The 21,992-nt window shown below is 59.6% G+C and carries 19 protein-coding genes; 6 read left to right on the top strand and 13 right to left on the bottom strand.

The features are described 5' to 3' along the window. Positions 1-183 precede the first annotated feature (183 nt). Positions 184-1,665, top strand: a complete 1,482-nt coding sequence (locus AC3WMT_RS10540; protein ID WP_103304720.1) for a methyl-accepting chemotaxis protein — start codon at positions 184-186, stop codon at positions 1,663-1,665. Between the two features lie 229 nt (positions 1,666-1,894). Beyond that, the gene (locus AC3WMT_RS10535; RefSeq protein WP_007908547.1) at positions 1,895-2,260 is read left to right on the top strand and encodes a DUF962 domain-containing protein; all 366 of its coding nucleotides are present in this window, start codon (positions 1,895-1,897) and stop codon (positions 2,258-2,260) included. Between the two features lies 1 nt (position 2,261). On the opposite strand, the gene AC3WMT_RS10530 is transcribed toward AC3WMT_RS10535, so the two are convergent. From AC3WMT_RS10530 to AC3WMT_RS10520, 3 genes are all read right to left on the bottom strand, one after another. Further along, complete coding sequence (locus AC3WMT_RS10530) at positions 2,262-3,056, bottom strand: acyl-CoA thioesterase (protein ID WP_103304719.1); 795 nt, start codon at positions 3,054-3,056, stop codon at positions 2,262-2,264. 240 nt (positions 3,057-3,296) lie between these two features. After that, positions 3,297-4,061 carry a CHAD domain-containing protein gene (locus AC3WMT_RS10525; RefSeq protein WP_103304718.1) on the bottom strand — a complete coding sequence of 255 codons (765 nt, stop codon included), beginning with the start codon at positions 4,059-4,061 and terminating at the stop codon, positions 3,297-3,299. 79 nt (positions 4,062-4,140) lie between these two features. Then, complete coding sequence (locus AC3WMT_RS10520) at positions 4,141-4,419, bottom strand: hypothetical protein (RefSeq protein WP_064120270.1); 279 nt, start codon at positions 4,417-4,419, stop codon at positions 4,141-4,143. A gap of 216 nt (positions 4,420-4,635) precedes the next feature. Between AC3WMT_RS10520 and AC3WMT_RS10515 the strand changes: the two genes are divergently transcribed. Further along, entirely contained in the window at positions 4,636-5,682 is a 1,047-nt protein-coding gene (locus AC3WMT_RS10515) for a patatin-like phospholipase family protein (RefSeq protein ID WP_103304717.1), read from the top strand. A gap of 142 nt (positions 5,683-5,824) precedes the next feature. Here the strand turns inward: AC3WMT_RS10515 and AC3WMT_RS10510 are convergent, their stop codons facing one another. The 6 genes from AC3WMT_RS10510 to kdpF all read right to left on the bottom strand — a co-directional run bounded on the left by AC3WMT_RS10510 (position 5,825) and on the right by kdpF (position 13,998). After that, positions 5,825-6,523, bottom strand: coding sequence for a response regulator (locus tag AC3WMT_RS10510; protein WP_103305701.1), 699 nt, complete (start codon positions 6,521-6,523; stop codon positions 5,825-5,827). Positions 6,524-6,571: 48 nt separating this feature from the next. Then, positions 6,572-9,223, bottom strand: coding sequence for a DUF4118 domain-containing protein (locus AC3WMT_RS10505; protein ID WP_103305700.1), 2,652 nt, complete (start codon positions 9,221-9,223; stop codon positions 6,572-6,574). Positions 9,224-9,361: 138 nt separating this feature from the next. Beyond that, entirely contained in the window at positions 9,362-9,907 is a 546-nt protein-coding gene (gene kdpC, locus AC3WMT_RS10500) for a potassium-transporting ATPase subunit KdpC (RefSeq protein WP_103305699.1), read from the bottom strand. Positions 9,908-10,137: 230 nt separating this feature from the next. Continuing rightward, positions 10,138-12,195 carry a potassium-transporting ATPase subunit KdpB gene (gene kdpB, locus AC3WMT_RS10495; RefSeq protein WP_103305698.1) on the bottom strand — a complete coding sequence of 686 codons (2,058 nt, stop codon included), beginning with the start codon at positions 12,193-12,195 and terminating at the stop codon, positions 10,138-10,140. A gap of 10 nt (positions 12,196-12,205) precedes the next feature. Beyond that, positions 12,206-13,900 (bottom strand): potassium-transporting ATPase subunit KdpA, encoded by a 1,695-nt coding sequence (kdpA, locus tag AC3WMT_RS10490; RefSeq protein ID WP_103305697.1) that lies wholly within the window; start codon positions 13,898-13,900, stop codon positions 12,206-12,208. A gap of 8 nt (positions 13,901-13,908) precedes the next feature. Next, complete coding sequence (kdpF, locus tag AC3WMT_RS10485) at positions 13,909-13,998, bottom strand: K(+)-transporting ATPase subunit F (RefSeq protein ID WP_007899818.1); 90 nt, start codon at positions 13,996-13,998, stop codon at positions 13,909-13,911. A gap of 399 nt (positions 13,999-14,397) precedes the next feature. On the opposite strand from kdpF, the gene eat reads away from it, so the two are divergent. The 3 genes from eat to AC3WMT_RS10470 all read left to right on the top strand — a co-directional run bounded on the left by eat (position 14,398) and on the right by AC3WMT_RS10470 (position 16,755). Then, complete coding sequence (gene eat / locus AC3WMT_RS10480) at positions 14,398-15,762, top strand: ethanolamine permease (RefSeq protein ID WP_103305696.1); 1,365 nt, start codon at positions 14,398-14,400, stop codon at positions 15,760-15,762. A gap of 130 nt (positions 15,763-15,892) precedes the next feature. Then, entirely contained in the window at positions 15,893-16,060 is a 168-nt protein-coding gene (locus tag AC3WMT_RS10475; RefSeq protein WP_103305695.1) for a DUF2897 family protein, read from the top strand. Between the two features lie 137 nt (positions 16,061-16,197). Continuing rightward, positions 16,198-16,755, top strand: coding sequence for a TetR/AcrR family transcriptional regulator (locus tag AC3WMT_RS10470; protein WP_103305694.1), 558 nt, complete (start codon positions 16,198-16,200; stop codon positions 16,753-16,755). On the opposite strand, the gene fabF is transcribed toward AC3WMT_RS10470, so the two are convergent. From fabF to AC3WMT_RS10450, 4 genes are all read right to left on the bottom strand, one after another. Continuing rightward, a complete protein-coding gene (fabF, locus tag AC3WMT_RS10465; RefSeq protein ID WP_103305693.1) occupies positions 16,752-18,026 on the bottom strand; it encodes a beta-ketoacyl-ACP synthase II in 1,275 nt (424 codons plus the stop codon). The genes AC3WMT_RS10470 and fabF overlap by 4 nt on opposite strands. 32 nt (positions 18,027-18,058) lie before the next feature. Beyond that, the gene (locus AC3WMT_RS10460) at positions 18,059-18,853 is read right to left on the bottom strand and encodes an SDR family NAD(P)-dependent oxidoreductase (protein ID WP_103305692.1); all 795 of its coding nucleotides are present in this window, start codon (positions 18,851-18,853) and stop codon (positions 18,059-18,061) included. Positions 18,854-19,059: 206 nt separating this feature from the next. Beyond that, on the bottom strand, positions 19,060-19,395 hold the full coding sequence (locus tag AC3WMT_RS10455) for a ComEA family DNA-binding protein (protein ID WP_103305691.1): 336 nt from the start codon (positions 19,393-19,395) through the stop codon (positions 19,060-19,062). 110 nt (positions 19,396-19,505) lie between these two features. Continuing rightward, the gene (locus tag AC3WMT_RS10450; protein WP_103305704.1) at positions 19,506-21,500 is read right to left on the bottom strand and encodes a polysaccharide biosynthesis protein; all 1,995 of its coding nucleotides are present in this window, start codon (positions 21,498-21,500) and stop codon (positions 19,506-19,508) included. Positions 21,501-21,992: the final 492 nt, after the last annotated feature.

Here is a 21,992-nt window from a genome sequence, read left to right as displayed (position 1 = left end):
TGCTCGCGATGGCGGCAGCTCATTCAACTTTGAGGCGACTGACACACCGCCATCGCGAGCAGGCTCACTCCTACAAGGGCGGGACCCCATCGCATGTTGACCCATATCAAGATCTGCAGACCTGCGTAGCGGCACAATGCTGGCACCTTGCCAAAACTGTTTCCGCTATCAGAGAAGACCTCCATGGGTGCCTGGCTTAGCAATATCTCGCTGAAATACAAATTCTGGGCGGTCAACGCGGTCGCCTTCGTCACCACCCTGCTGCTGGTGTTGTACGCCGTGCAACTTGAACAGCAGGCCCGCAGCCACGCCGCGCGGGCGTCCGCTCAGGCTCAGGCGCAATTGCTCAAGGCCTGGCCAGTCGGCCAAGCCTTGCCCAAGGCCGATCAGGTGCTGACTTTCAAACGTGGAGAAGCGCCACGCCTCAACGATCAACCGCTGCTGGAGATCACCGACAACCACGGCTGGAACGAGATCAATCAGATGCCACTGTTCGGCGATAACCCGTTGATGGGCGCCGAAGTGTTCAGCCGTGCCGATGGTGAGCAAGTCGCGGTGATCGCCTATGGCCCAAGCCTGACGCAGGTATTCAGCGAACGTTTCGCCAATTACGCGGTGGCCGTGCTCATCCTGATGCTGGCGATGCTCGGCGCTTCGCAACTGTTGATCCGCTTCCTGCTCAGCCAGCTCAACACGTTGAAAGATGTGATGTTGCATGTCGAAAAAAGCGGTGACCTTTCCGCCCGGGTGCCGCTGGCCTGCAAAGACGAAGTCGGGCAGATGGCCAATGCCTTCAACGCGATGCAGGCCGGTTATCAACGCGTGGTCACCACTGTCGCCAACACCGCGCGGCAACTGGATGTCGGTGCCGCGCGCCTGGCATTAAGCATGAACGAAGTGCGTCACGGCATGCTCGGCCAGCAAAGCGAAACCGATCAGGCCGCCACGGCGATCAACGAGATGACCGCCACGGTTTATCACATTGCCCAACACGCCGGCGCCACCCGCGATCTGTCGCAGACCGCCGACGGTCTGGCGGGCAGTGGTCAGCAAGTGGTGGCCCGGGTGCAGCATTCGATTGCCGGGTTATCGAGCGGCGTGCAGCAAACCGCCGAGATGATCCAGCGTCTGGCCGAGGACAGCCAGAAGATCAACGGCGTGGTCAGCGTGATCCACAGCATCGCCGAGCAGACCAATCTGCTCGCGCTCAACGCCGCCATTGAAGCGGCCCGGGCCGGCGAGATGGGCCGCGGTTTTGCGGTGGTTGCCGATGAAGTGCGCAATCTCGCCAAGCGCGTACAGACCTCCACCGATGAGATCACCATCATGGTTTCGGCATTGCAGGCCGGCACGCGCGATGCGGTGGATTTCATGCAGGAGAGTTCGTACAAGGCTGACGACTGCGTGCAGCAGGCGCAAGAGGCTGGCGAAGCGCTCGCGGAGATCACCGGAGCGGTGGCGCAGATGCGTGAGAGCAACACGCAAATTGCCGTAGCGGCGGAGCAGCAGAGTCAGGTGGCTGAAGAGATGAATCGCGCGGTGGTGAGCATTCGCGATGTGACCGAGAACACCGTGCAACAGACGGTGGATTCGGCGACGACCAGTAATGAGTTGGCGACGTTGGCCGGGGAATTGAGCAAGGCTATCGGGCAGTTGAAACTTTAAGGGCCCTATCGTGGGCAAGCCCGCTCCCACAGAATCACTGGTGTGCACAAAATCTGTGTTCGGTGGAGATCCCTGTGGGAGCGGGCTTGCCCGCGATGGTGTCAGCCAAACCAGCATCAAATATGACCATTGTCCCTATCACTGCAATAGCCAACCTTGATTCGCCGCCCTCCCCGCCCCGGCCTATTCTTCAACCCATGTGTTCAACATGGATCGAGGAGTAGTCAACATGGGCAAACGTCACCCCAACCTTCCCGCGTGGCAATGGCGCGCGTACCCGGGCAATCATCAGCACCCGACCAATCTGGTGCTGCACCTGATTGCCGTGCCGTTGTTCATCGTTGCGTTTCTGCTGATCGTGTCCGGGGTGTTCAGCCTGAGTCTAGCCAGCGTGGCCATCGGCGTGATCGGTATCGTCGCGGCGCTGGGTTTGCAGCGTCACGGTCACAGCCTGGAGGCGCAAGCCTCCGAGCCGTTCAGTGATCGCAAAGATGCCGTGTCACGGTTATTGGTTGAACAGTTTCTGACTTTTCCGCGCTTCTTTCTCAGTGGCGGTTGGTGGCGCGCCTGGCGTGAGCGCCACCGTCGGCATTGAGTCAGGCGAAGATCGTGACGGTCTGGCGGCTCATCGCAATCAACTGACCTTGCGCGCTCCACAACTTGGCGGCGACGTGGCCGTAACCGTCGGCGGCGTATTCGATGTCGGCGAGGTATTTGCACCAGTCCAGCGTGCTCAGATCATGTAACGGCTGAACAAACTCAATGGTCCAGGTCAACGTGCTACCCGGTGCCGGCTTCTTCAGGTACGGCAGCAACGCCGGTGGCCACGCATCGACCAGCGCCAGCAGATGCGCCTCACTGACCGGCTCTTCCTTGACATCCCCGCGCAACCGCACCCAGCCGCCCATCAGCCGTGATGGAGTACCGGTGAACGGCATGCCGCCTACAGTCCAGCGCATTGCCAGATGGCGCATGAACTCAGGCGTTACGCCTTTGATGTAGGGCAACTCCGGGCATTCGTCCCAGTGTTTCATTTCTGCTGCCGGATAGGCTTCAACCGCCACTTCCGAAGGCCGCGATGCACCGAAGCTGCCTTGCACTATCGTCACCACCTGACCGTTCTGCATGGCGCGCCCCAGCACTTGGCTGACCGCTTTGCCTTCACGCAGCACATCCACCTCGAAGCTCACCGGGACTTCAGGTTCGACCGGGCCGACAAAGGTGATCGCCAGCGAACGCACCGGGCGATCTGCCGGCACCCTGGCGCGCATGGCTTCGTATTGCAGCGCAGCCACCAGACCACCAAAACTGGCGCGGCCCTGACCCCATTCGGCGGGAATGGTCAGTTGCGGATCGCGGCGGACCGCCTCGAGCAGATCACAAAAGCGCATGGCAACCTCGGAAAGCGAAAAGTGAATGCGGGGATCTTAACCAGCCAAAGACAGCGCCGCAGCGTCTATTCCGGTCAAATGCGCTGACAGAAAGGCCTTAAACCCATATCAGCCACACTGAAATCCCTTGTAGGAGTGAGCCTGCTCGCGATAGCGGTCTGACAGCCAACACAGTTGTTGAATGTCAGACCGCTATCGCGAGCAGGCTCACTCCTACAGGGGTTTTGGGGTGATTCAGGATTATTTGAAGCAAGTCGAACTGAGTTTTTCGAGGACGCGATCGGCTTTGCTTTCGGCCTTGATCATGGTCGCTTGCCACGTCGCGACGCAGGGCTGCAAGTCCGCTTCCTGCTCGGCTTTCGCCAGCCACTGCCAGCAATCGTGCCAGTCACCGAGCGCGCCTTGGGCTGACTTCAAACGCTCCAGCGCCGGTTGCGGCAAACGATCCAGTTCGGGATAGGCTTCGATGCCATAGCGCACGCGCTTGATCAGCAGACGCAGACGATGGCGGTCATGGGCCGGATCGTGCAGCGCCTCGTCGAGTTTCTGCCATTGTTTGCCGAGGCGTTTTTCGATGCGTTTATCCAGCCCCTTGAGCAAGCCTTGACGCTGGGATGCGCGCAGAAAACGCGGGAACGCATCGAGCATCATCAACAGCGAAGCCACCTCCTGACTCGCCGCCAGTGCCGGATAGGCCTCGGCCATTTGCACCAGACGCCGTTGCGCGGCTTCAGGCTGATCGTGTTGAAGCAGATACGCCGCGAGCACTTCGCGATCACGCCACGGCGTGGTCAACTGGCCGACCGCCGACGCCGCGCCCTCCAACTGCTCGACACCCGGCAAACCACGCAACGGCCGCATCAGGCTGCGCAAGCGCCGTACCGTAGTGCGCAGATCGTGCAGCGCTTCGGGGTCGGTACGTGCAGTCAATCGCGCCTGACAGGCGAGCAGCCGCACTTCCAGGCTCAGGACATGGGCCACCAGACGATCAACCAATGCAGACATCACTTGCTCCTGATTCAAATGGCTTTGCGGATGAGTCTGCCGTTGTGTCACAGCCGCATCCTTGCGCTATGTCAGCAGCTTAGCGTCCGGCGCGGGATTCGCGAATGTAGAAACGCGCCTTCTCGGCCTTGTTGCTGCACCCTTCGAAACCCTCGAATTGCTGCTGGGTCTTGGCGGCCGTCAGCAACGACAGGGCCTTGGAGTAGCTGACCGTACCGGCGAAACCTTCGGCCTTGGCCAGATCCAGTTCATGCCACGCCGCATCGAGCTGGCTGCCACAGCTGTCGCGGTAAGCGGTTTTACCGGCGCAACCGGCCAATGCCAGAGCCATCAACGGCACACAGATCCAGGCTTTCATCACTTACACCTCAAAATAGGTCAACAGTCGTGCAGGTAAGACGGTCAGGCGGCGAAAAAGTGCCTTGCCGGCGCTTGAATCCGCGCAACTGAGAAGGATAACGCTGAAGGGTCATGCAGTATCGAAAAAACGACGTCAGCGGCGCACTCAACGACTTCGGCGATTGAGCCAGCCGGGCGATGGGTGCATTGTGGAACCTTGTCGGGAGGAAGCTGGATGAAAAAACGAGTCGCACTGGTGCTGGGCTCCGGTGGCGCCCGGGGTTATGCCCATATCGGAGTCATTGAAGAAATCGAGAAACGCGGTTACGAAATTGCCTGCATTGCCGGGTGTTCGATGGGCGCGGTTGTCGGCGGGATCTACGCCGCCGGCAAACTCGACGTTTACAAAAACTGGATCGAAAGTCTCGATTATCTGGATGTGCTGCGCCTGGTGGATGTGAGTTTTCGCCTGGGCGCCATTCGCGGTGAAAAGGTCTTCGGCCAGATCCGCAAGATCGTTGGCGAGATCAACATTGAGGACTTGCGCATTCCCTATACAGCCGTCGCCGCGGATCTCACCAATCAGCAAGAAATCTGGTTTCAGGAAGGCTGCCTGCATCAGGCGATGCGTGCCTCGGCGGCGATTCCCAGTCTGTTTACTCCGGTCATGCAGGGCAATCGGATGTTGGTCGACGGCGGCATCCTCAACCCGCTGCCAATCGTGCCGGTGGTGTCGAGTCACTGCGATCTGATCATCGCGGTCAATCTCAACTCGACCAACCAGCGCCATTACAAATTGCCGGTGATCCAGCGTCCTGCGGCATTTCGCAGCCGGTTCGACAGCCTGATCAGCTCGCTGGGTTCGAAGATGCCGTTCCGCCGGACACAAGCTGAACAGTTACTGCGACTGGAACAGGAAGCCTTGCGCGCCGAGGCCGCCGACATCAACCCGTGGCTCGAAGGCGCCGAACCCGAAGCCCAGCAACCCGCCGCCGCGCCGGAGCGCGAAGGCGCGCCGAAATCCGCCACCGGATCATTCATCATCGATAACGTCGGCCCGGCCTCGCTGCTGGATTTGATCAACCAGAGTTTCGAGGTGATGCAGACCTCGCTGGCGCAGTACAAGATTGCCGGATACCCGCCAGATATCCTGATCAATGTGCCGAAGCGGGTTTGCCGGTTCTTCGAGTTCTACAAGGCGCCGGAGTTGATCGCGTTGGGTCGCGAGATTGCCCGGGATACGCTGGATCGGTATGACAGCGAACAGAGCAGAGAGCCCTGAAGTTTTCCGCTGACTGCAGCGGCCCCATCGCTGGCAAGCCAGCTCCCACAGGTTTCACGAGTGTGGCTCAAATCTGTGCATCACATCGACCACTGTGGGAGCTGGCTTGCCAGCGATGAGGCCGGAAAAGACAACACAACATTCAAAGATTGTTCTCACTGATCAGTCGATACCCGACCCCCGCCTCCGTCACGATAAACCGCGGCTGCGTCGGATCATCCGCCAGTTTCTGGCGCAAATGCCCCACCACAATCCGCAGATAGTGACTGTCCTCGGTATGCGTCGGGCCCCAGATATCCTTGAGCAATTGCTGCTGCGTGATCACCCGCCCCGGGTGCCGCGCCAGTTGCGCCAGCACCGCATATTCCTTGCGGGTCAGCGCCACTTCGGCGCCGTCCAGCAATACGCGCCGATACGCCAGATCCACCGTCAGCGGGCCGAAATTCAGCGCTGCCTGCTGCGCCTCGCCCGCCGGTGCCTGGCGCAACAAGGCGCGCACCCGGGCAAGAAACTCCTGAATGCCAAACGGCTTGGTCACGTAGTCATTGGCGCCACCATCCAGCGCCTGGACTTTCTGCCCTTCGCTGGCGCGCACCGACAGCACCAGCACCGGCGCCGTGGCCCACTCGCGGAACTCGCGCAGCACCTGCTGACCGTCCATGTCCGGCAGGCCCAGGTCAAGCACCAGCAAGTCCGGTTTGTTCAGCGCCGCTTGCGCCAAACCCTCGGCACCGGTGCCGGCCTCGAGCACTTTGTAGCCTTGTGAAGCGAGGCTGATGCGCAAGAACTTGCGGATCTGCGGTTCGTCGTCGATGACCAAAATGGTCGCAGTCTGGCTCATGAATTCACATCAACAGAAAAGATTGGCAAGAGAGTAGCGCACACGGATTCAGGCTTCATCGTCCATCCCCGGTTGCGCCTGCAACGGCAGGTGCAGGGTGATGCAGGTGCCGCGCCCGTCAATGCCGTCGGCAACGCTGATTCGTCCGCCATGCGCACCGACCATGCCCTGACAAATCGCCAGGCCCAGCCCCGTGCCCTGGCCGCCGCGATCCCCGCGTGCAGCGGTGTAGAACATGTCGAAAATCTTCGCTCGCTCGTCCTCGGGAATCCCCGGTCCTTCGTCACTGACCGAGAAGAAAATCTCTTGATCATTCGCTCCCGCGTTCAGTTGCAAACGACCGTGAGGGGGCGAGAAGCGCGCAGCGTTTTCCAGCACATTGACCAGCGCCTGCTCGATCAGCGCCGCATGCACGAACAACAACGGCAATTCGGCCGGCACATCGGTGCTGACCTGCAACGGTGCGAGCACCGCGCGCAGGCGATTGAGCGAACTGCCGACGATGTCGGCCGGCGACACCCAATCCCGCGCCAACTTCAGCGCGCCGTGGCCGAGCCGGGTCATGTCGAGCAGATTCTGGATATAACGATCAAGACGTTCGGCCTCATCGCGTGTGCCTTCGAGCAGCTCACGACGATCCTCCAGCGGGATCGCTTCGCCGAGGGCCAACAGACTGTCAATGCTGCCGCGCATGGAGGTCAGCGGTGTGCGCAAATCGTGGGATACCGAGGCGAGCAAGGCGCTGCGCAGTTGCTCGGTTTCGCCGTGCAGGCGCGCCGCTTCCAGATCGTCCGCCAGTTGCGCGCGGGCCAGTGCTTGCGCCAATGGCTGACTGAGCGCGGTGAGCAAACGACGACGCTGGCCACTCAGGGTCTGGCCTTCTTTGGCGCAAACACCGAGCAAGGCCAACGGCCCGTCTTCGACCGACAGCGGCCACCACCACCAGCGACCGAACGGCAACGTGCCCGTGCCCATGCCGGCCGGTTGATCGTGCTGCCAGGCCCAGTCGGCGGCGGCGCGTTCGGACTCGGTGAATTCCAGTGGCCCGCCGGTCTCGACTTTCCAGCCACCCTGGCCGTCGCGATTGAGCAGACACAATTGCAGATCGCTCCAGCCATTGAGGTGCTGCGCAGCGGCGCTGACCACGGCTTGCCGATCAGTAGCAGCGGTGAGTTTGCGCGACAGATCGAGCAGCTCGCTGGTTTCTTCCTGGGTGTCGCGCAACGCTTGCAATTGCCGACGCTGACGTGCCGCGAGATTACCGGTGAGCGCCGCCATCAACAGGAAGAACAGCAAGGTCAGCACGTCTTCTTCGCGCTGGATGCTGAAGGAAAAATTCGGTGGGATGAACAGAAAGTCGTAGGTCAGAAACGACAACGCCGCGCAGGCCAGCGCCGGGCCAAGACTGCTGCGCACCGCCACCAGCAACACTGCCGCGAGGAACACCAGCGAGATATTCGGCAGCGGCAACACACTCGACACCGCCCACGCCAGGGCACTGGCCAGCACCGTGGCGACCAGCGCCAGCGCGTAGTCGAACCACACCAGTGTCGGCGTTGATCGAGGGCGCGGTTGATGCTGCTCCTGATCGCTGTCGAGGACGTTGATTTCCAGACCATGGGCCTGCCGCAACAAGCGTGCAGCCAAGCCGCCACCGAACAAGCGACGACGCAGACGCGGTCGCGATTGGCCGACCAGCACCAGACTCGCCCGGCGTTCAGCGGCATGCTGGATCAGGGTTTTCGCCACTTCGCCGGCACGCAGCAACACCACTTCGCCGCCGAGGCGTTCGGCCAGCTGCTGAGCGCTTTGCAGGCGCAGACGCGATTGCTCGTCGCGCACCGTGCCGTTGTATACGTGCACCAGACTCCACGGCAAATGCCGACGCTGCGCCACCCGACTGGCGTGACGCACAAGGCGTTCGGCCTGCGCATCGCCATCGACGCCGACCAGCAAACGTCCGCGGACCGCCGGCGCGGCCTGACCGAGTTGGCGATAGCCCTGAGCGAGATCGTTATCGACCTGTGCGGCAGCGGTTTGCATCGCCAGCTCGCGCAGTGCGGTGAGATTGGTCTGGGTGAAAAATGCATCGATCGCAGCGCGGGCCTGCTCCGGCACGTAGACCTTGCCTTCGCGCAGTCGCTCAAGCAATTCGCGCGGTGGCAAGTCGATCAGCAGCAGTTCGTAGGCTTCCTGCAGCACCCAGTCGGGCAGGGTTTCGCGCACTTGCACACCGGTGATGCCGCGCACCTGATCGTTGAGGCTTTCGAGGTGCTGGACGTTGACCGTGGTGAACACATCGATGCCGGCGGCGAGCAGTTCCTGAATGTCTTGCCAGCGTTTGGTGTGGCGACTGCCGGGAGCGTTGCTGTGTGCCAGCTCATCGACCAGCACCAGTTTCGGTTTGGCGGCGAGGATGCCGTCGAGGTCCATTTCTTCCAGCATCACACCACGGTATTCCGAGCGCACCAATGGCTGCTGCGGCAGGCCGCCGAGCAGCGCTTCGGTTTCGGCGCGGCCATGGGTCTCGACGACCCCGGCGATGACTTTTACGCCCTGGCGCAGTTGGGTGTGGGCAGCCTGGAGCATCGCATAGGTCTTGCCGACGCCGGGAGCGGCGCCGAGAAAAACCTTGAGTCGGCCACGGCCGTCGCGGGGCAGGTCAGCTAACAGTGCGTCGGCGCGGCCGGAGTCGCTCATTCTTGATCTCTTCAGTCAGATGTTGATCGTTCCCACGCTCTGCGTGGGAATGCAGCCCGGGACGCTCTGCGTCCCACTAATGCAGACGCGGAGCGTCCATTGATGCATTCCCACGCAGAGCGTGGGAACGATCATCTTCTACAGTTTTTCCAGTGCCATGTTCAGCTCAAGCACATTCACCACCGGCGGCCCTACCAACGGCTGTTCGATGTGCGCATCGAGCAGTTGCTGCAAGGTCGACACCGGCAGATTGCGCGCTTGCGCGACACGCGCCAGTTGATAGGCAATTGCCGCTGGAGGCAAGTGCGGATCGAGGCCGCTGCCGGAAGTGGTCAGCAGCGCCAATGGCACTGGACCTTGCCCGGGAACCTGCAATTTGTTGGCGTCGTCGATCACCCGTGTGGCCAGTGCCGGATTGCTCGGCGCCAGGTTGCTCGCGCTGCTGGAAACGGTCGCAAACGCACCGGCCGATGGCCGTGGGTGGAACCAGGCATCGCCGACAAAATCCTGGGCGATCAGAGACGAGCCGCGAACCTTGCCATCGGCGTCGTGAACCAGACTGCCGTTGGCCTGTGCGGGGAACGCGACTTGCGCGACGCCAGTCACCACCAGTGGATAGGCAACGCCGGTGACCAGGGTCATCAGCACCAGCAGGCTCAGGGCCGGACGTATCATTGTGGACATTTCAGAATCCTCGAATTCGTTGGGCAAACTTTGGTGGAGTGTCAGGGAATTCTTTTCCCCCTCACCCCAGCCCTCTCCCCCAAGGGGGCGAGGGGGAAAGGGAGCCGAACATCGCATTGTTCAAAACCTGAGTTCGACTCGATCTCTCAGGTCGGTGCAGCCCCAAAAAACACCTTGGTCAGTCCCCTCTCCCTCCGGGAGAGGGTCAGGGTGAGGGGCTCTTTGCAGCCTCACACCAGATGCAACGCCGTCAGCAGCATGTCGATCGCCTTGATCCCCACGAACGGCACCACAATCCCGCCCAATCCGTAAATCAGCAGATTGCGTCGCAACAACGCCGCCGCACTCGCCGCCTGCACTCGCACACCACGCAACGCCAGTGGAATCAGCACCACAATGATCAAGGCGTTGAAGACGATGGCCGACAAAATCGCGCTCTGCGGGCTGGTCAGGTGCATGATGTTCAGCACACCAAGCTGCGGGTAGATCGAGGCGAACAGCGCCGGCAGAATCGCGAAGTATTTGGCCACGTCGTTGGCAATGGAAAAGGTTGTCAACGCACCACGCGTCACCAGCAATTCCTTGCCGATCTGCACCACGTCCAACAGCTTGGTCGGGTCGCTGTCGAGGTCGACCATGTTGGCCGCCTCGCGTGCCGCTTGCGTACCGTCGTTCATCGCCATGCCGACGTCAGCCTGAGCCAGCGCCGGGGCATCGTTGGCGCCGTCGCCGCACATCGCGACCAGGCGGCCGTCGTTCTGTTCGTGGCGGATACGTGCGAGTTTTTTCTCCGGGGTCGCTTCGGCGAGGACGTCATCGACGCCTGCTTCTGCAGCAATCGCCGCAGCGGTCAGCGGGTTGTCACCGGTGACCATTACCGTGCGAATCCCCAGCTTGCGCAGTTCGGCAAAACGCTCGCGGATACCTGGCTTGACCACGTCCTTGAGATGGATCGCGCCGAGCAGTTTACCGTCGGCACACACCAGCAACGGTGTGCCGCCGCTCTGGGCGATCTTGTCGATTTCCCGCGACAGCGCCGGGGCCAGATCGGTGCGTTTCTGGCCGAGGAAATTCAACAGCGAATCCACCGCGCCCTTGCGATACACGCGGCCCTGATAATCGACACCGGACAAGCGGGTTTCCGCACTGAACGGCACAGCGGTCAAAGTGTCCAGCGACGGCTCAGGCTGCGGATGTAGACCGCGCAGGTACTCGACGATGGATTTACCTTCGGCGGTGTCATCTGCCAGCGAGGCAAACAACGCCCCCTCGGCCAGATCACGACCACTGACACCCGGCGCGGCATACACCGCACTGCAGCGACGGTTGCCGAACGTGATGGTGCCGGTCTTGTCCAGCAACAGCACATGCACGTCACCCGCCGCTTCCACCGCACGCCCGGATTTGGCGATCACGTTCAGGCGCACCAGGCGATCCATCCCGGCGATACCAATGGCCGACAGCAAGCCACCGATGGTGGTCGGAATCAACGTCACCAGCAGCGCCACCAGGAACACCAGCGGCAAGCTGCCATTGGCGAAGTGGGCGAACGGTTGCAGGGTCACGACCACCAGCAAGAAGATCAGGGTCAGGCCGATCAGCAGGATATCCAGCGCCACTTCGTTCGGGGTTTTCTGGCGTTTGGCGCCTTCGACCAGCGCGATCATGCGGTCGAGGGTCGACTCACCGGGGTTGGCGGTGATCTTCACCAGCAGCCAGTCGGAGACCAGTCGGGTGTTGCCAGTGACCGCCGAGCGATCGCCGCCGGACTCACGAATCACTGGAGCGGATTCACCAGTGATTGCCGCTTCGTTGACCGCCGCAATACCCTCGATGACTTCGCCGTCACCGGGGATCATTTCCCCCGCTTCGACGCGCACGATATCGCCTTTACGCAAGCTGGCTGCGGGCACAACCTGGAAGCTGCCATTGGCCTGTTTGCGTCGAGCGCTGAGGCCTTCGCTGCCGGCCTTGAGGCTGTCGGCGCGGGCCTTGCCGCGACCCTCGGCCAAAGCTTCGGCGAAGTTGGCGAACAGCACCGTGAACCACAGCCACAGGGCGATTTGTGCGGCGACGAACGTCGGTACGACATTGTCCGGAATGAAGCACAACACGGTGGTGAAGATCGCGGTCAGTTCAACCACCAGCATCACTGGCGAGCGCACCAGTTGCCGAGGGTCGAGCTTGACGAAGGCTTGCACCAGCGCCGGTCGCCACAGGGCCGAGATCGCGGTTTTCGCTTGTTCCGGTGCCTTGGCGGCAACGGGTTTGATTGCGGGCATATTCATCATTCAGTCCTCAGAAGCCCATGCTCAGATGTTCGGCGATAGGGCCGAGCGCCAGGGTCGGCAAGAAGGTCAGGCCGCCCACCAGCAAAATGGTCACGGTCAATAGGGTCACGAACAGCGGGCCGTGGGTCGGGAAGCTGTTCTGGCCGATCGGTGCGGTTTTCTTCATCGCCAGGCTGCCGGCCAGTGCCAGTACCGGAAGGATGTAACCGAAGCGCCCGATCAACATGCCCAGACCGAGCATCAGGTTGTGGAACGGTGTATTGGCGCTCAGGCCACCGAACGCCGAACCGTTGTTCGCGCTGGCCGAGGTATAGGCGTAGAGCAATTGGCTGAAACCGTGCGGGCCGGGGTTGCTGATGGTTGCCGCAGGGCCTGGCAGAACGGCAGCAATCGCACCGAGCACCAGCACGCCAACCGGCATCACCAGGAGCGTGACTACCAGCAATTGCACTTCCCGCGCCTGCAGTTTCTTGCCGAGGTATTCCGGGGTGCGGCCGATCATCAGGCCGGCGAGGAACACCGCGATGAGTACGTTGAGCAACATGCCGTAGAGCCCGGCACCGACGCCGCCGAAGATCACTTCGCCGACCATCATGTTGACCAGCGCCACCATGCCGCTGAGCGGGTTGAGGCTGTCATGCATACCGTTGACCGAACCGTTCGACGCCGCCGTGGTGGTCACCGACCACAGCACAGTGGCGGTGGTACCAAAGCGCGCTTCCTTGCCTTCCAGCGGCGCAGTCTGTTCGACAGCGGCGTTGTTCAGGGTTGGATTCGGTTGATATTCGGCCCACAGCGAAGTCGCGCCACCGATCAGGAACAGCGCGAGCATGCAGGCGATGATCGCGCGGCTCTGACGCAGGTCTTTGACGTAATGGCCGAAGGTGAACACCAGCGCTACCGGGATCAGAATGATCGAAGTGACTTCGAACAGGTTGCTCCACGCGGTCGGGTTTTCGAACGGGTGCGCCGAGTTGACGCCGAAGAAACCACCACCGTTGGTGCCCAGTTGCTTGATCGCAATCTGGCTGGCCGCAGGACCCAGCGGGATCACTTGATCAACGCCCTGCATCGTCACGGCATTCACATATTGCGCGAAAGTTTGCGGCACGCCCTGCCAGACCAGATACAGCGCCAGCAGCAGGCACAGTGGCAACAAGCCGTAGAGGGTGGCACGGGTCATGTCGACCCAGAAGTTGCCAAGGGTCTTGGCCGACTTGCGACCGATACCGCGGCACAGCGCAACCAGCACAGCCAGGCCAGTCGCGGCGCTGACGAAGTTCTGCACGGTGAGGCCGACCATCTGACTCAGGTAGCTGAGGGTCGCTTCGCCGCTGTAGGACTGCCAGTTGGTGTTGGTCATGAAACTGACGGCGGTGTTGAACGCTTGCGTCCACTCCTGACCCGGCAGGTTTTGCGGGTTGAGCGGCAGATGATCCTGGAACAACAGGATCGCAAACAGCAGCAGGAAACCGGCGAGGTTGAACGCCAGCAGCGCCAGCGTGTATTTCTGCCAGCTCTGTTCCGCCTGCGGATCGACCCCGGCAATGCGATAACAGCCGCGCTCGACCGGGCCGAGAATCGGCGTCAGCCAGGTGCGCTGACCTTCCATCACTTTGTAGTAGAAGCGCCCGAGGAAAGGCGCCGGCAGCAAGACCACCGCGAAGAACGCGAGGATCAGCCAATAGTCATAACTGTGCATAGCCGCTCCTAGTTCCGGTCCGCGCGCAACAGCGCAACCAACAGATAAATGAACAGTCCCACTGCCAGCAGCAGGGACACCCCGTCCAGAACGCTCATGGAAGATCTCCGTGTTACGGCGTATTGCCGCGTGTGGAGGCATTGTCGGAAAGGAGGCTGTAAAGGAACGAGACCGAGGGGATTGGCTGGGCATAAAGAAAGCGTAAAGAGTCGGTTTATGCGGGCTTTACAACAGGCTTTTTGCGCCGTCAGGCCGGGCCTCTTCGCGAGCAGGCTCGCTCCCACACTTTGAAATGCATTCCCCTGTGGGAGCGAGCCTGCTCGCGAAGACGGCATAACCATCAACATCGCACTCAACTGGCGCACAAAAAGCAGTTATTGCGCCGCCAACATCCCCTATACGACAGCTTTCAACTCATTACGACTTGTTTCACAGCAATGGCACGCCCGCTGCACACAGCCTCCCCCGAGCTTTCCAAACCTTCAGGGAGCAAACACATGAACACACAACTCAAACCCACCCTGGGCACCTTGCATCTGTGGGGCATCGCCGTCGGGCTGGTGATTTCCGGTGAATATTTCGGCTGGAGTTATGGCTGGGGCGTGGCCGGAACACTGGGATTTCTGGTGACTTCGTTCATGGTCGCGACCATGTACACCTGCTTCATTTTCAGCTTCACCGAACTGACCACGGCGATCCCGCACGCGGGTGGACCGTTCGCCTACAGCCGCCGCGCCTTCGGTGAAAAAGGTGGATTGATTGCCGGGCTGGCAACGCTGATCGAATTCGTTTTCGCGCCGCCGGCCATTGCCCTGGCCATTGGCGCTTACCTGAATGTGCAATTCCCCGCTCTTGATCCGAAACACGCGGCGGTCGGTGCTTACATCGTGTTCATGGGCTTGAACATCCTCGGCGTGAAGCTGGCGGCAACCTTCGAGTTGATTGTCTGTGTTCTGGCCGTCGCCGAGTTGTTGGTCTTCATGGGCGTCGTCGCACCGGCGTTCAGCTTCAGCAACTTCGCCCTCAATGGCTGGGCGGGTTCAGATGTGTTCGGGGCGCCAGCGATTGCCGGAATGTTCGCGGCGATTCCGTTTGCCATCTGGTTCTTCCTCGCCATCGAAGGCGCGGCCATGGCTGCCGAGGAAGCCAAGGACCCAAAACGGACGATTCCCAAGGCCTACATCAGCGGCATCCTGACCCTGGTGTTGCTGGCCATGGGCGTGATGTTCTTTGCCGGCGGCGTTGGCGACTGGCGCACCCTGGCCAACATCAACGACCCACTGCCGCAAGCCATGAAAACCGTGGTCGGCGACAACTCCGGCTGGCTGCACATGCTGGTGTGGATCGGCCTGTTCGGCCTGGTGGCAAGTTTCCACGGGATCATCCTCGGTTACTCGCGCCAGTTCTTTGCCCTCGCCCGCGCCGGATACCTACCGGCCTCACTGGCCAAGCTGTCGCGCTTCCAGACCCCGCATCGCGCGATCATTGTCGGAGGCATCATCGGCATCGCCGCCATCTATAGCGACGGCCTGATCAATCTCGGCGGTATGACCCTCACGGCGGCGATGATCACCATGGCCGTGTTCGGCGCCATCGTGATGTACATCATGAGCATGCTCAGCCTGTTCAAACTGCGTAAATCGGAACCGAATCTGGAACGCACCTTCCGTGCGCCGTGCTATCCGCTGATTCCGCTGATTGCACTGGTGCTGGCGGTGGTGTGCCTGGTGGCGATGGCGTGGTTCAACGCGTTGATCGGGCTGATTTTCCTCGGGTTCATGGCCGTGGGCTTCGGCTACTTCCTTCTTACCGGCCAACTGCGCGCCAACGCACCAGCCGATGCCATGCTCACCGGTCTTTAGGATTTGATCGCATGCAACAGGCATAACGGGCCTAGAATGGAACCACTGCGAACTGATCTCGCTCAAAAGTTATATGCAGCGGTTCACGGCGAAATCCTCGCCCACCGATCTGCCTTTAAGGAGAGCCGTTATGCCTTGGTATGCCTGGTTGATTCTGGTCGTTGCAATCGGCTCGATCGTTGGCGGGTTGATGATGTTGCGAGACACCGCCAACAAGGTCGAACTGACCGATGAAGAACGCAAGCGCGTCGCGCAACGCAACGCGGAAATGGACGCGAAAGAAGCGCAAGACCGCTAAAGAAAACCCCGCCTGAATGGCGGGGTTTGTTTTTTCAGATCCGTTCGGACCTGCCTGCATGCTTTTTAGAAGTAGAAGTACAGTCACCATCTAATTTTCCTTGGTTAAGATGGGGACATTGTTGCGGAGAGCTCCAAATGCGTTACTCGCAAGACCACAAAGCCCAGACCCATCAGCGCATCATCAAGGAAGCCTCGGCACGATTTCGCAAGGACGGCATCGGCGCGACCGGTCTGCAGCCACTTATGAAGGCATTGGGTTTGACCCACGGCGGTTTCTACTCGCACTTCAAATCCAAGGATGAGTTGGTCGAAAAGGCACTGCAGGAAGCGAGTGATCAGGTTGATGGGCTTTGCGCGGAAATCTTTGCGCAAGAAAATCCGCTGCACGTGTTTATCGACACCTACCTGTCCGAATGGCATCAGACCTCCCCGCATGAAGGCTGTCCTCTCCTGACCATCTCCTCGGAACTGGGACTGCGCGGACAACCCAGCCCGACCAGCGATGCCGTACTCAACGCGCGACTGGGGCAGATCGATAACACCCTTGAAGGTGACAATCGTGCCGACCGCGCCATCGTCATCATGTCGACCCTGGTCGGCGCTCTGTTGCTGTCACGCAGTGTCGCGGATGCCGAGTTTGCGCAGCGCATTCTTGACGTCACCCGCGACCATCTCAAACAGTCGGAAGACTAATCCTGCCAACGCTTGAATAGCACGCTGGCGTTTACCCCGCCGAAACCGAAGCCATTGGACAAGGCATATTCGATCGGCATCACCCGGGCCTGGCCATGGACAATGTCTACCCCTTCGCTCGCAGGGTCGGGGTTTTCAAAGTTGAGCGTTGGCGGTACGACCTGATCACGAATTGCCAGTAATGTGAAGATCGCTTCAAGTCCGCCGGCAGCGCCAAGCAAATGTCCGGTGGCGGACTTGGTTGAGGTCACAGCGATTTTGTTTTCCTTGCCGAATACGCTTTTAATCGCCGCCAGTTCCCCCAGATCACCCACCGGTGTGGACGTGGCGTGAGCATTGAGATGCTGCACCTGAGCCGGCTTAACGCCGGCCTGAGCCAGCGCCAACTCCATTGCGCGCCGTGCACCGCTGCCGTCTTCAGGACCCGCTGTCAGGTGATAGGCATCGGCCGTGGTGCCGTAACCTACCAACTCCGCCAAGGGTTTCGCGCCACGGGCCAAGGCGTGCTCCAGAGATTCGATCACCAGCAGGCCCGCGCCCTCGCCCATGACAAAGCCATCACGACCGCTGTCGAACGGTCGCGAGGCGCGCTGCGGGGTGGCGTTGTAGCCACTGGACAGCGCCCGAGCTGCCGCGAAACCGGCAAGGCTGACCCGATCGATCGAAGCTTCCGCTCCACCGCATACAGCGATGTCGGCTTCACCGGCACGAATCAATCGCGCAGCGTCACCGATCGCCTGAACCCCGGCGGCACAAGCCGTCACCGGCGCGCCCAGCGGACCTTTGAGGCCATGCTGGATCGATACGTGACCGGCCGCCAGATTGACCAGAAAAGAAGGAATGGTGAAAGGCGACAAACGACGCGGGCCTCGGCTGTCTGTCGTACGTACGGCATCGGCAATCGCCCCGAACCCGCCCACACCCGAGCCGATAATCGTCGCGGTGCGCTCGCGGCTTTTCTCTTCAGACGGATGCCACCCAGCCTGCTCCAGCGCCTGCCGGGCGGCCTCCATGGCAAACAGAATGAAGCGATCCATCTTCTTCTGTTCTTTGGGCGGCGTGGCGCGATCCGGATCGAAACCGGCCTCGGCATCCTCTTCCACGGTTGGCACCCTGCCGCCGACACTGGTGGGCAAGTCAGCGACCACAGCTTCAGGCAAATTGCGCAGGCCCGAACGCCCTTCCAGCAAACGCTGCCAGACAACTTCGACACCGCTGCCCAAGGGTGAAACCAGGCCCATGCCTGTGACGACTATTCGACGCTGATCCATACCGCGTGTACCTCTGACCGATTGAGGAAAACTTACTTGTAACGATTGGCTGCCGAGCTACGGGAAAGGTTCGGTACCATGACGTGCCGCGCAGCGACAAAGGCTTGCCACTCGCCCGCATCCGGCAGGGACGGGATAGTAATGAGTTCCCCCTGATCCAGACCTGCCAGCGCGGCATCGACCATCTCGCCGGCCTCCATCACCATTTCGGCCGGGATAGCGCTGGCGTCGATGCCGGATCGCTCCCAGATTTCCGTACGGGTAACGCCGGGCAGCACCGCTTGCACCTTGACGCCGGTGCCATCGAGCTCGGCATTCAACGATTGTGTGAGGCTCAGCACATAAGCTTTGCTGGCGCTGTAGGTCGCATTGAAACGCTCCGGAAACAGCGCCACCACCGAGGCGATATTGATGATCGTGCCGCGACCGGACTTGGCGAAACTCGCTGCGGCCGCAGAGGCCAGCAACGTGACGGCTGTGACATTCAGCTGGATCAATCGCTCCAGTTGTTCCGCGTCCGAATTGGCCAGCAGTCCGTCCGCCGCCACACCGGCGTTGTTCACCAGCAGACTGATGCTTGAGTCGCTGCGCAGACGTTGCTGGAGTTTCAGCACATCGTCTTTCTGCGTCAGATCCGCTTTCAGTACCTCGACCTGAACGCCATGGGCATCACGCAACTTGCTCGCTGCACTTTCCAGACGCACCTGGTCACGTGCGACCAATAGCAAATCAAAACCGCGAGCCGCCAGTCGTTGCGCGTAAATCGCACCAATACCGGACGATGCGCCAGTGACGAGCGCTGTACCTTGGGACTGAACAGAATTCATGAACGTGCTCCTGACATGCATAAGGGACATGGCCTCCAGTGTGATCGAAGGCAACAGAAATTATTATAGGCATAATTTTTAGGTAATATGATAGCCGTAATTTTCAGTTTTCCGATAAACGCCTCAACACCGTCTCCGCCTAGCCTTGTTCACCTGAAAACAAAAAGGCCGGTCAATGACCGGCCCCTTGGCGTTGAACAATCAGCTTAGTTCACTTCCAGCTTATCGCGATTGCGATCCAGGATCGCCTTGCCGATCCCCTTCACTTCCAGCAACTCATCCACCGATGCGAACGGCCCGTTTGTTTCACGATAAGCAACAATCGCTTTGGCCTTCGCCTCGCCTACCCCGGACAGTTCCTTTTGCAGCGTTGCTGCGTCGGCACCATTGAGATCGACTTTTGCACTTTGAGAAGGCGTCGCAGCGTCCATCACCATCGGCGCCTTCGCTGGCTCGGGGGGTGTGGCAGGTGCCGCAATTGCTGCAATCGACGCGCTGGTCAGGAAAGCAAATATCAGGGAGTAGAAGTAACCGGTACGCATAAGTGACGCTCCATCATCATTTTAGAAAGCAGCTTTTCCCAAGCTGCTATTCAAAAGTAGGTCATGGACGGAGCATGTCAAAAATGCGTGCGTTACAGGATGTGAAACAATCAGGGTTCGAGACGGCGCTGCTGGTAGATCCAGTCGACGATCTCGCCGTCGGGGGTGTAGCCGCTGACAGTTTCGCGCAGGAGTTGGCGAACGCGGGAATAATCGTCTTTCTCAACGGCAAAAAGCAGATCGCTCAATCTGATTTTCAACACATCCCAAGGCAGATGATCCTCGTTGGCCGTCATGATCATCGGGTGTGGTGTAGCGGCTACGTTATCGCCGATCAACAATTCCTCGTAGAGCTTTTCGCCTGGGCGCAAACCGGTGAACGCAATGGAGATATCGCCTTGAGGATTACGTTCAGAACGAATGCTCAGACCGGAAAGATGAATCATCTTCTCTGCCAATTCGACGATTCTCACAGGTTCTCCCATATCCAGAACAAACACATCGCCGCCCTGACCCATTGAGCCAGCCTGGATGACCAGTTGCGCAGCTTCAGGAATGGTCATGAAATAGCGGGTGATCTTCGGATGAGTGACCGTGAGAGGGCCACCGGATTTGATTTGACTGTGAAATAGCGGGATCACCGAACCAGATGACCCCAGCACATTGCCAAAGCGCACCATGGTAAAACGCGTCTTGTTGACCCGAGATACTTTGTCGTTATCGCCAAACAACACGGGGGCAATTTCACGGCTGAGAGCTTGCAGGGTCATCTCGGCCAACCGCTTCGTGCTGCCCATGACATTGGTCGGACGTACGGCCTTGTCCGTGGATATCAAGACAAAATTGGAGACCCCGGACTGCAACGCTGCCTGAGCAGTATTAAGCGTCCCGATAACATTATTGAGCACACCTTCGGCAATATTGTGTTCAACCATGGGCACGTGCTTGTAAGCCGCCGCATGGTAGACCGTTTCAACTTTCCAGGTCTTCATTACATCCAGAAGTTTGTCTTGGTGCCGAATGGAGCCCAGGATCGGCAACAGACGGACAGTCACCGACTCCCGACAGCCCCGCTGCTCCAATTCAGACAGAATGCTATAGAGATTGAATTCGCTGTGCTCGAACAACAGAAGTGTTGTCGGACCAAGTGAGAAAATCTGTCGGCAAAGCTCTGCACCAATCGAACCGCCAGCGCCAGTGACCATCACTGTCTTGCCTTTGATACACCGTTCAAGCAAGTCCGCTTGCGCTGGTACCGAATCGCGTCCCAGAAGGTCAGCAATATCTACTTCCTGAATGTCTTCGACCTTTACTCGACCGCTGGCAAGGTCGGTGAAGTTGGGTACGCTTCTGACGTGCAGCGGGAAACGCTCCAGAATAGTGAGGATTTCTCTACGTCGCGCACGGGTAGATGAAGGTAAAGCCAAGAGAATTTCCTGCGCGCCCGTCACGTCGATCATCTGCTGGATATGTTTGGGCTTGTACACTTGAAGACCCGAAATTGATCGGTCGGCAATGCTGGCATCGTCGTCGATAAAAGCCACCGGGCGCATCACCTTGCCCATACGCAGTGCTGCCACAAGCTGGTTGCCAGCAACACCGGCCCCGTAAATCGCAACTTTGGTCAACCCGTTGTCACGGTTGGCAAACGGCACGTGCTGAGCCGCACTGAACCAATCGCCCATAAAATACTGGCGCATGCACAGTCGCAATCCACCGATAATGACCAGGCTGAGCCACCAGTAGTTGAACACGATGGAGCGCGGTACCACAGACTCATGATTGCTGTACCAATACACCACGAGCGCCAGAATCAGCGAAGACAAACTGACAGCCTTGATAATGGCGATCAAGGCATCGTTACCGAAGTAACGCATGACCGCCCGATACATGCCGAAGCGGATAAAAAGAGGAATTGCGACGACAGGAGCGCAGACAAAAAGCCAGAAATGCACCCTGAACGGGTTGTACATATCATCAATACCCAGACGAACGATGAACGCCAACCACAAGGCAGTCCAGACCAAAAAAATGTCTGTGCCGACCTGAATCAGTCGTTTCTGACGCCGGGGGAGCGCTAACAGACGCTCTCTGACCTTGTCCATAAACTCTTCAAACACCTCAGAATTCTCCCTTCAGCTGCGCTCAAGCTAGTGAAACCTTATAAGCCCATCCCACTCACTTTAAAACCAAAAAAACAGATTTGGTGACCCGTCTTTTTTCGTCAGCATCACCGTCGTCCCTTCAGAACCCGATCCTCGCCACACCCAAAATAAAAATTCATTGGCAAATGCCCCCGGCCATCCGGTCGAATCTGAGCAAGTGAGCAGCCTTAAATCCTACAAAGAAAGGTAGATTGACGCAGAAAAGGTGTGGGAAATGCAAACGTATGAACCTCCTTATGGTGAACCGAAGTGGAGGCTCACGGTAGAGGTGAAAGCCAAGCGTACACAACAAATCGATTGGTACGGTATCGCAGCATTCGGGCTGTCAAAATACGTTTGTTGCTGTTTACTCGAAATATCTGATGTGTGTTCAGGAAATAATCGATTCGGCATTAACCCGGTCAACACCACTTCATCGAGAAGAAGCCAGAA

This window comes from Pseudomonas sp. FW305-7 (assembly GCF_058786735.1).
The sequence above is the reverse complement of the archived record's forward strand: the minus strand, read 5'-3'. Positions and strand labels throughout refer to the sequence as shown.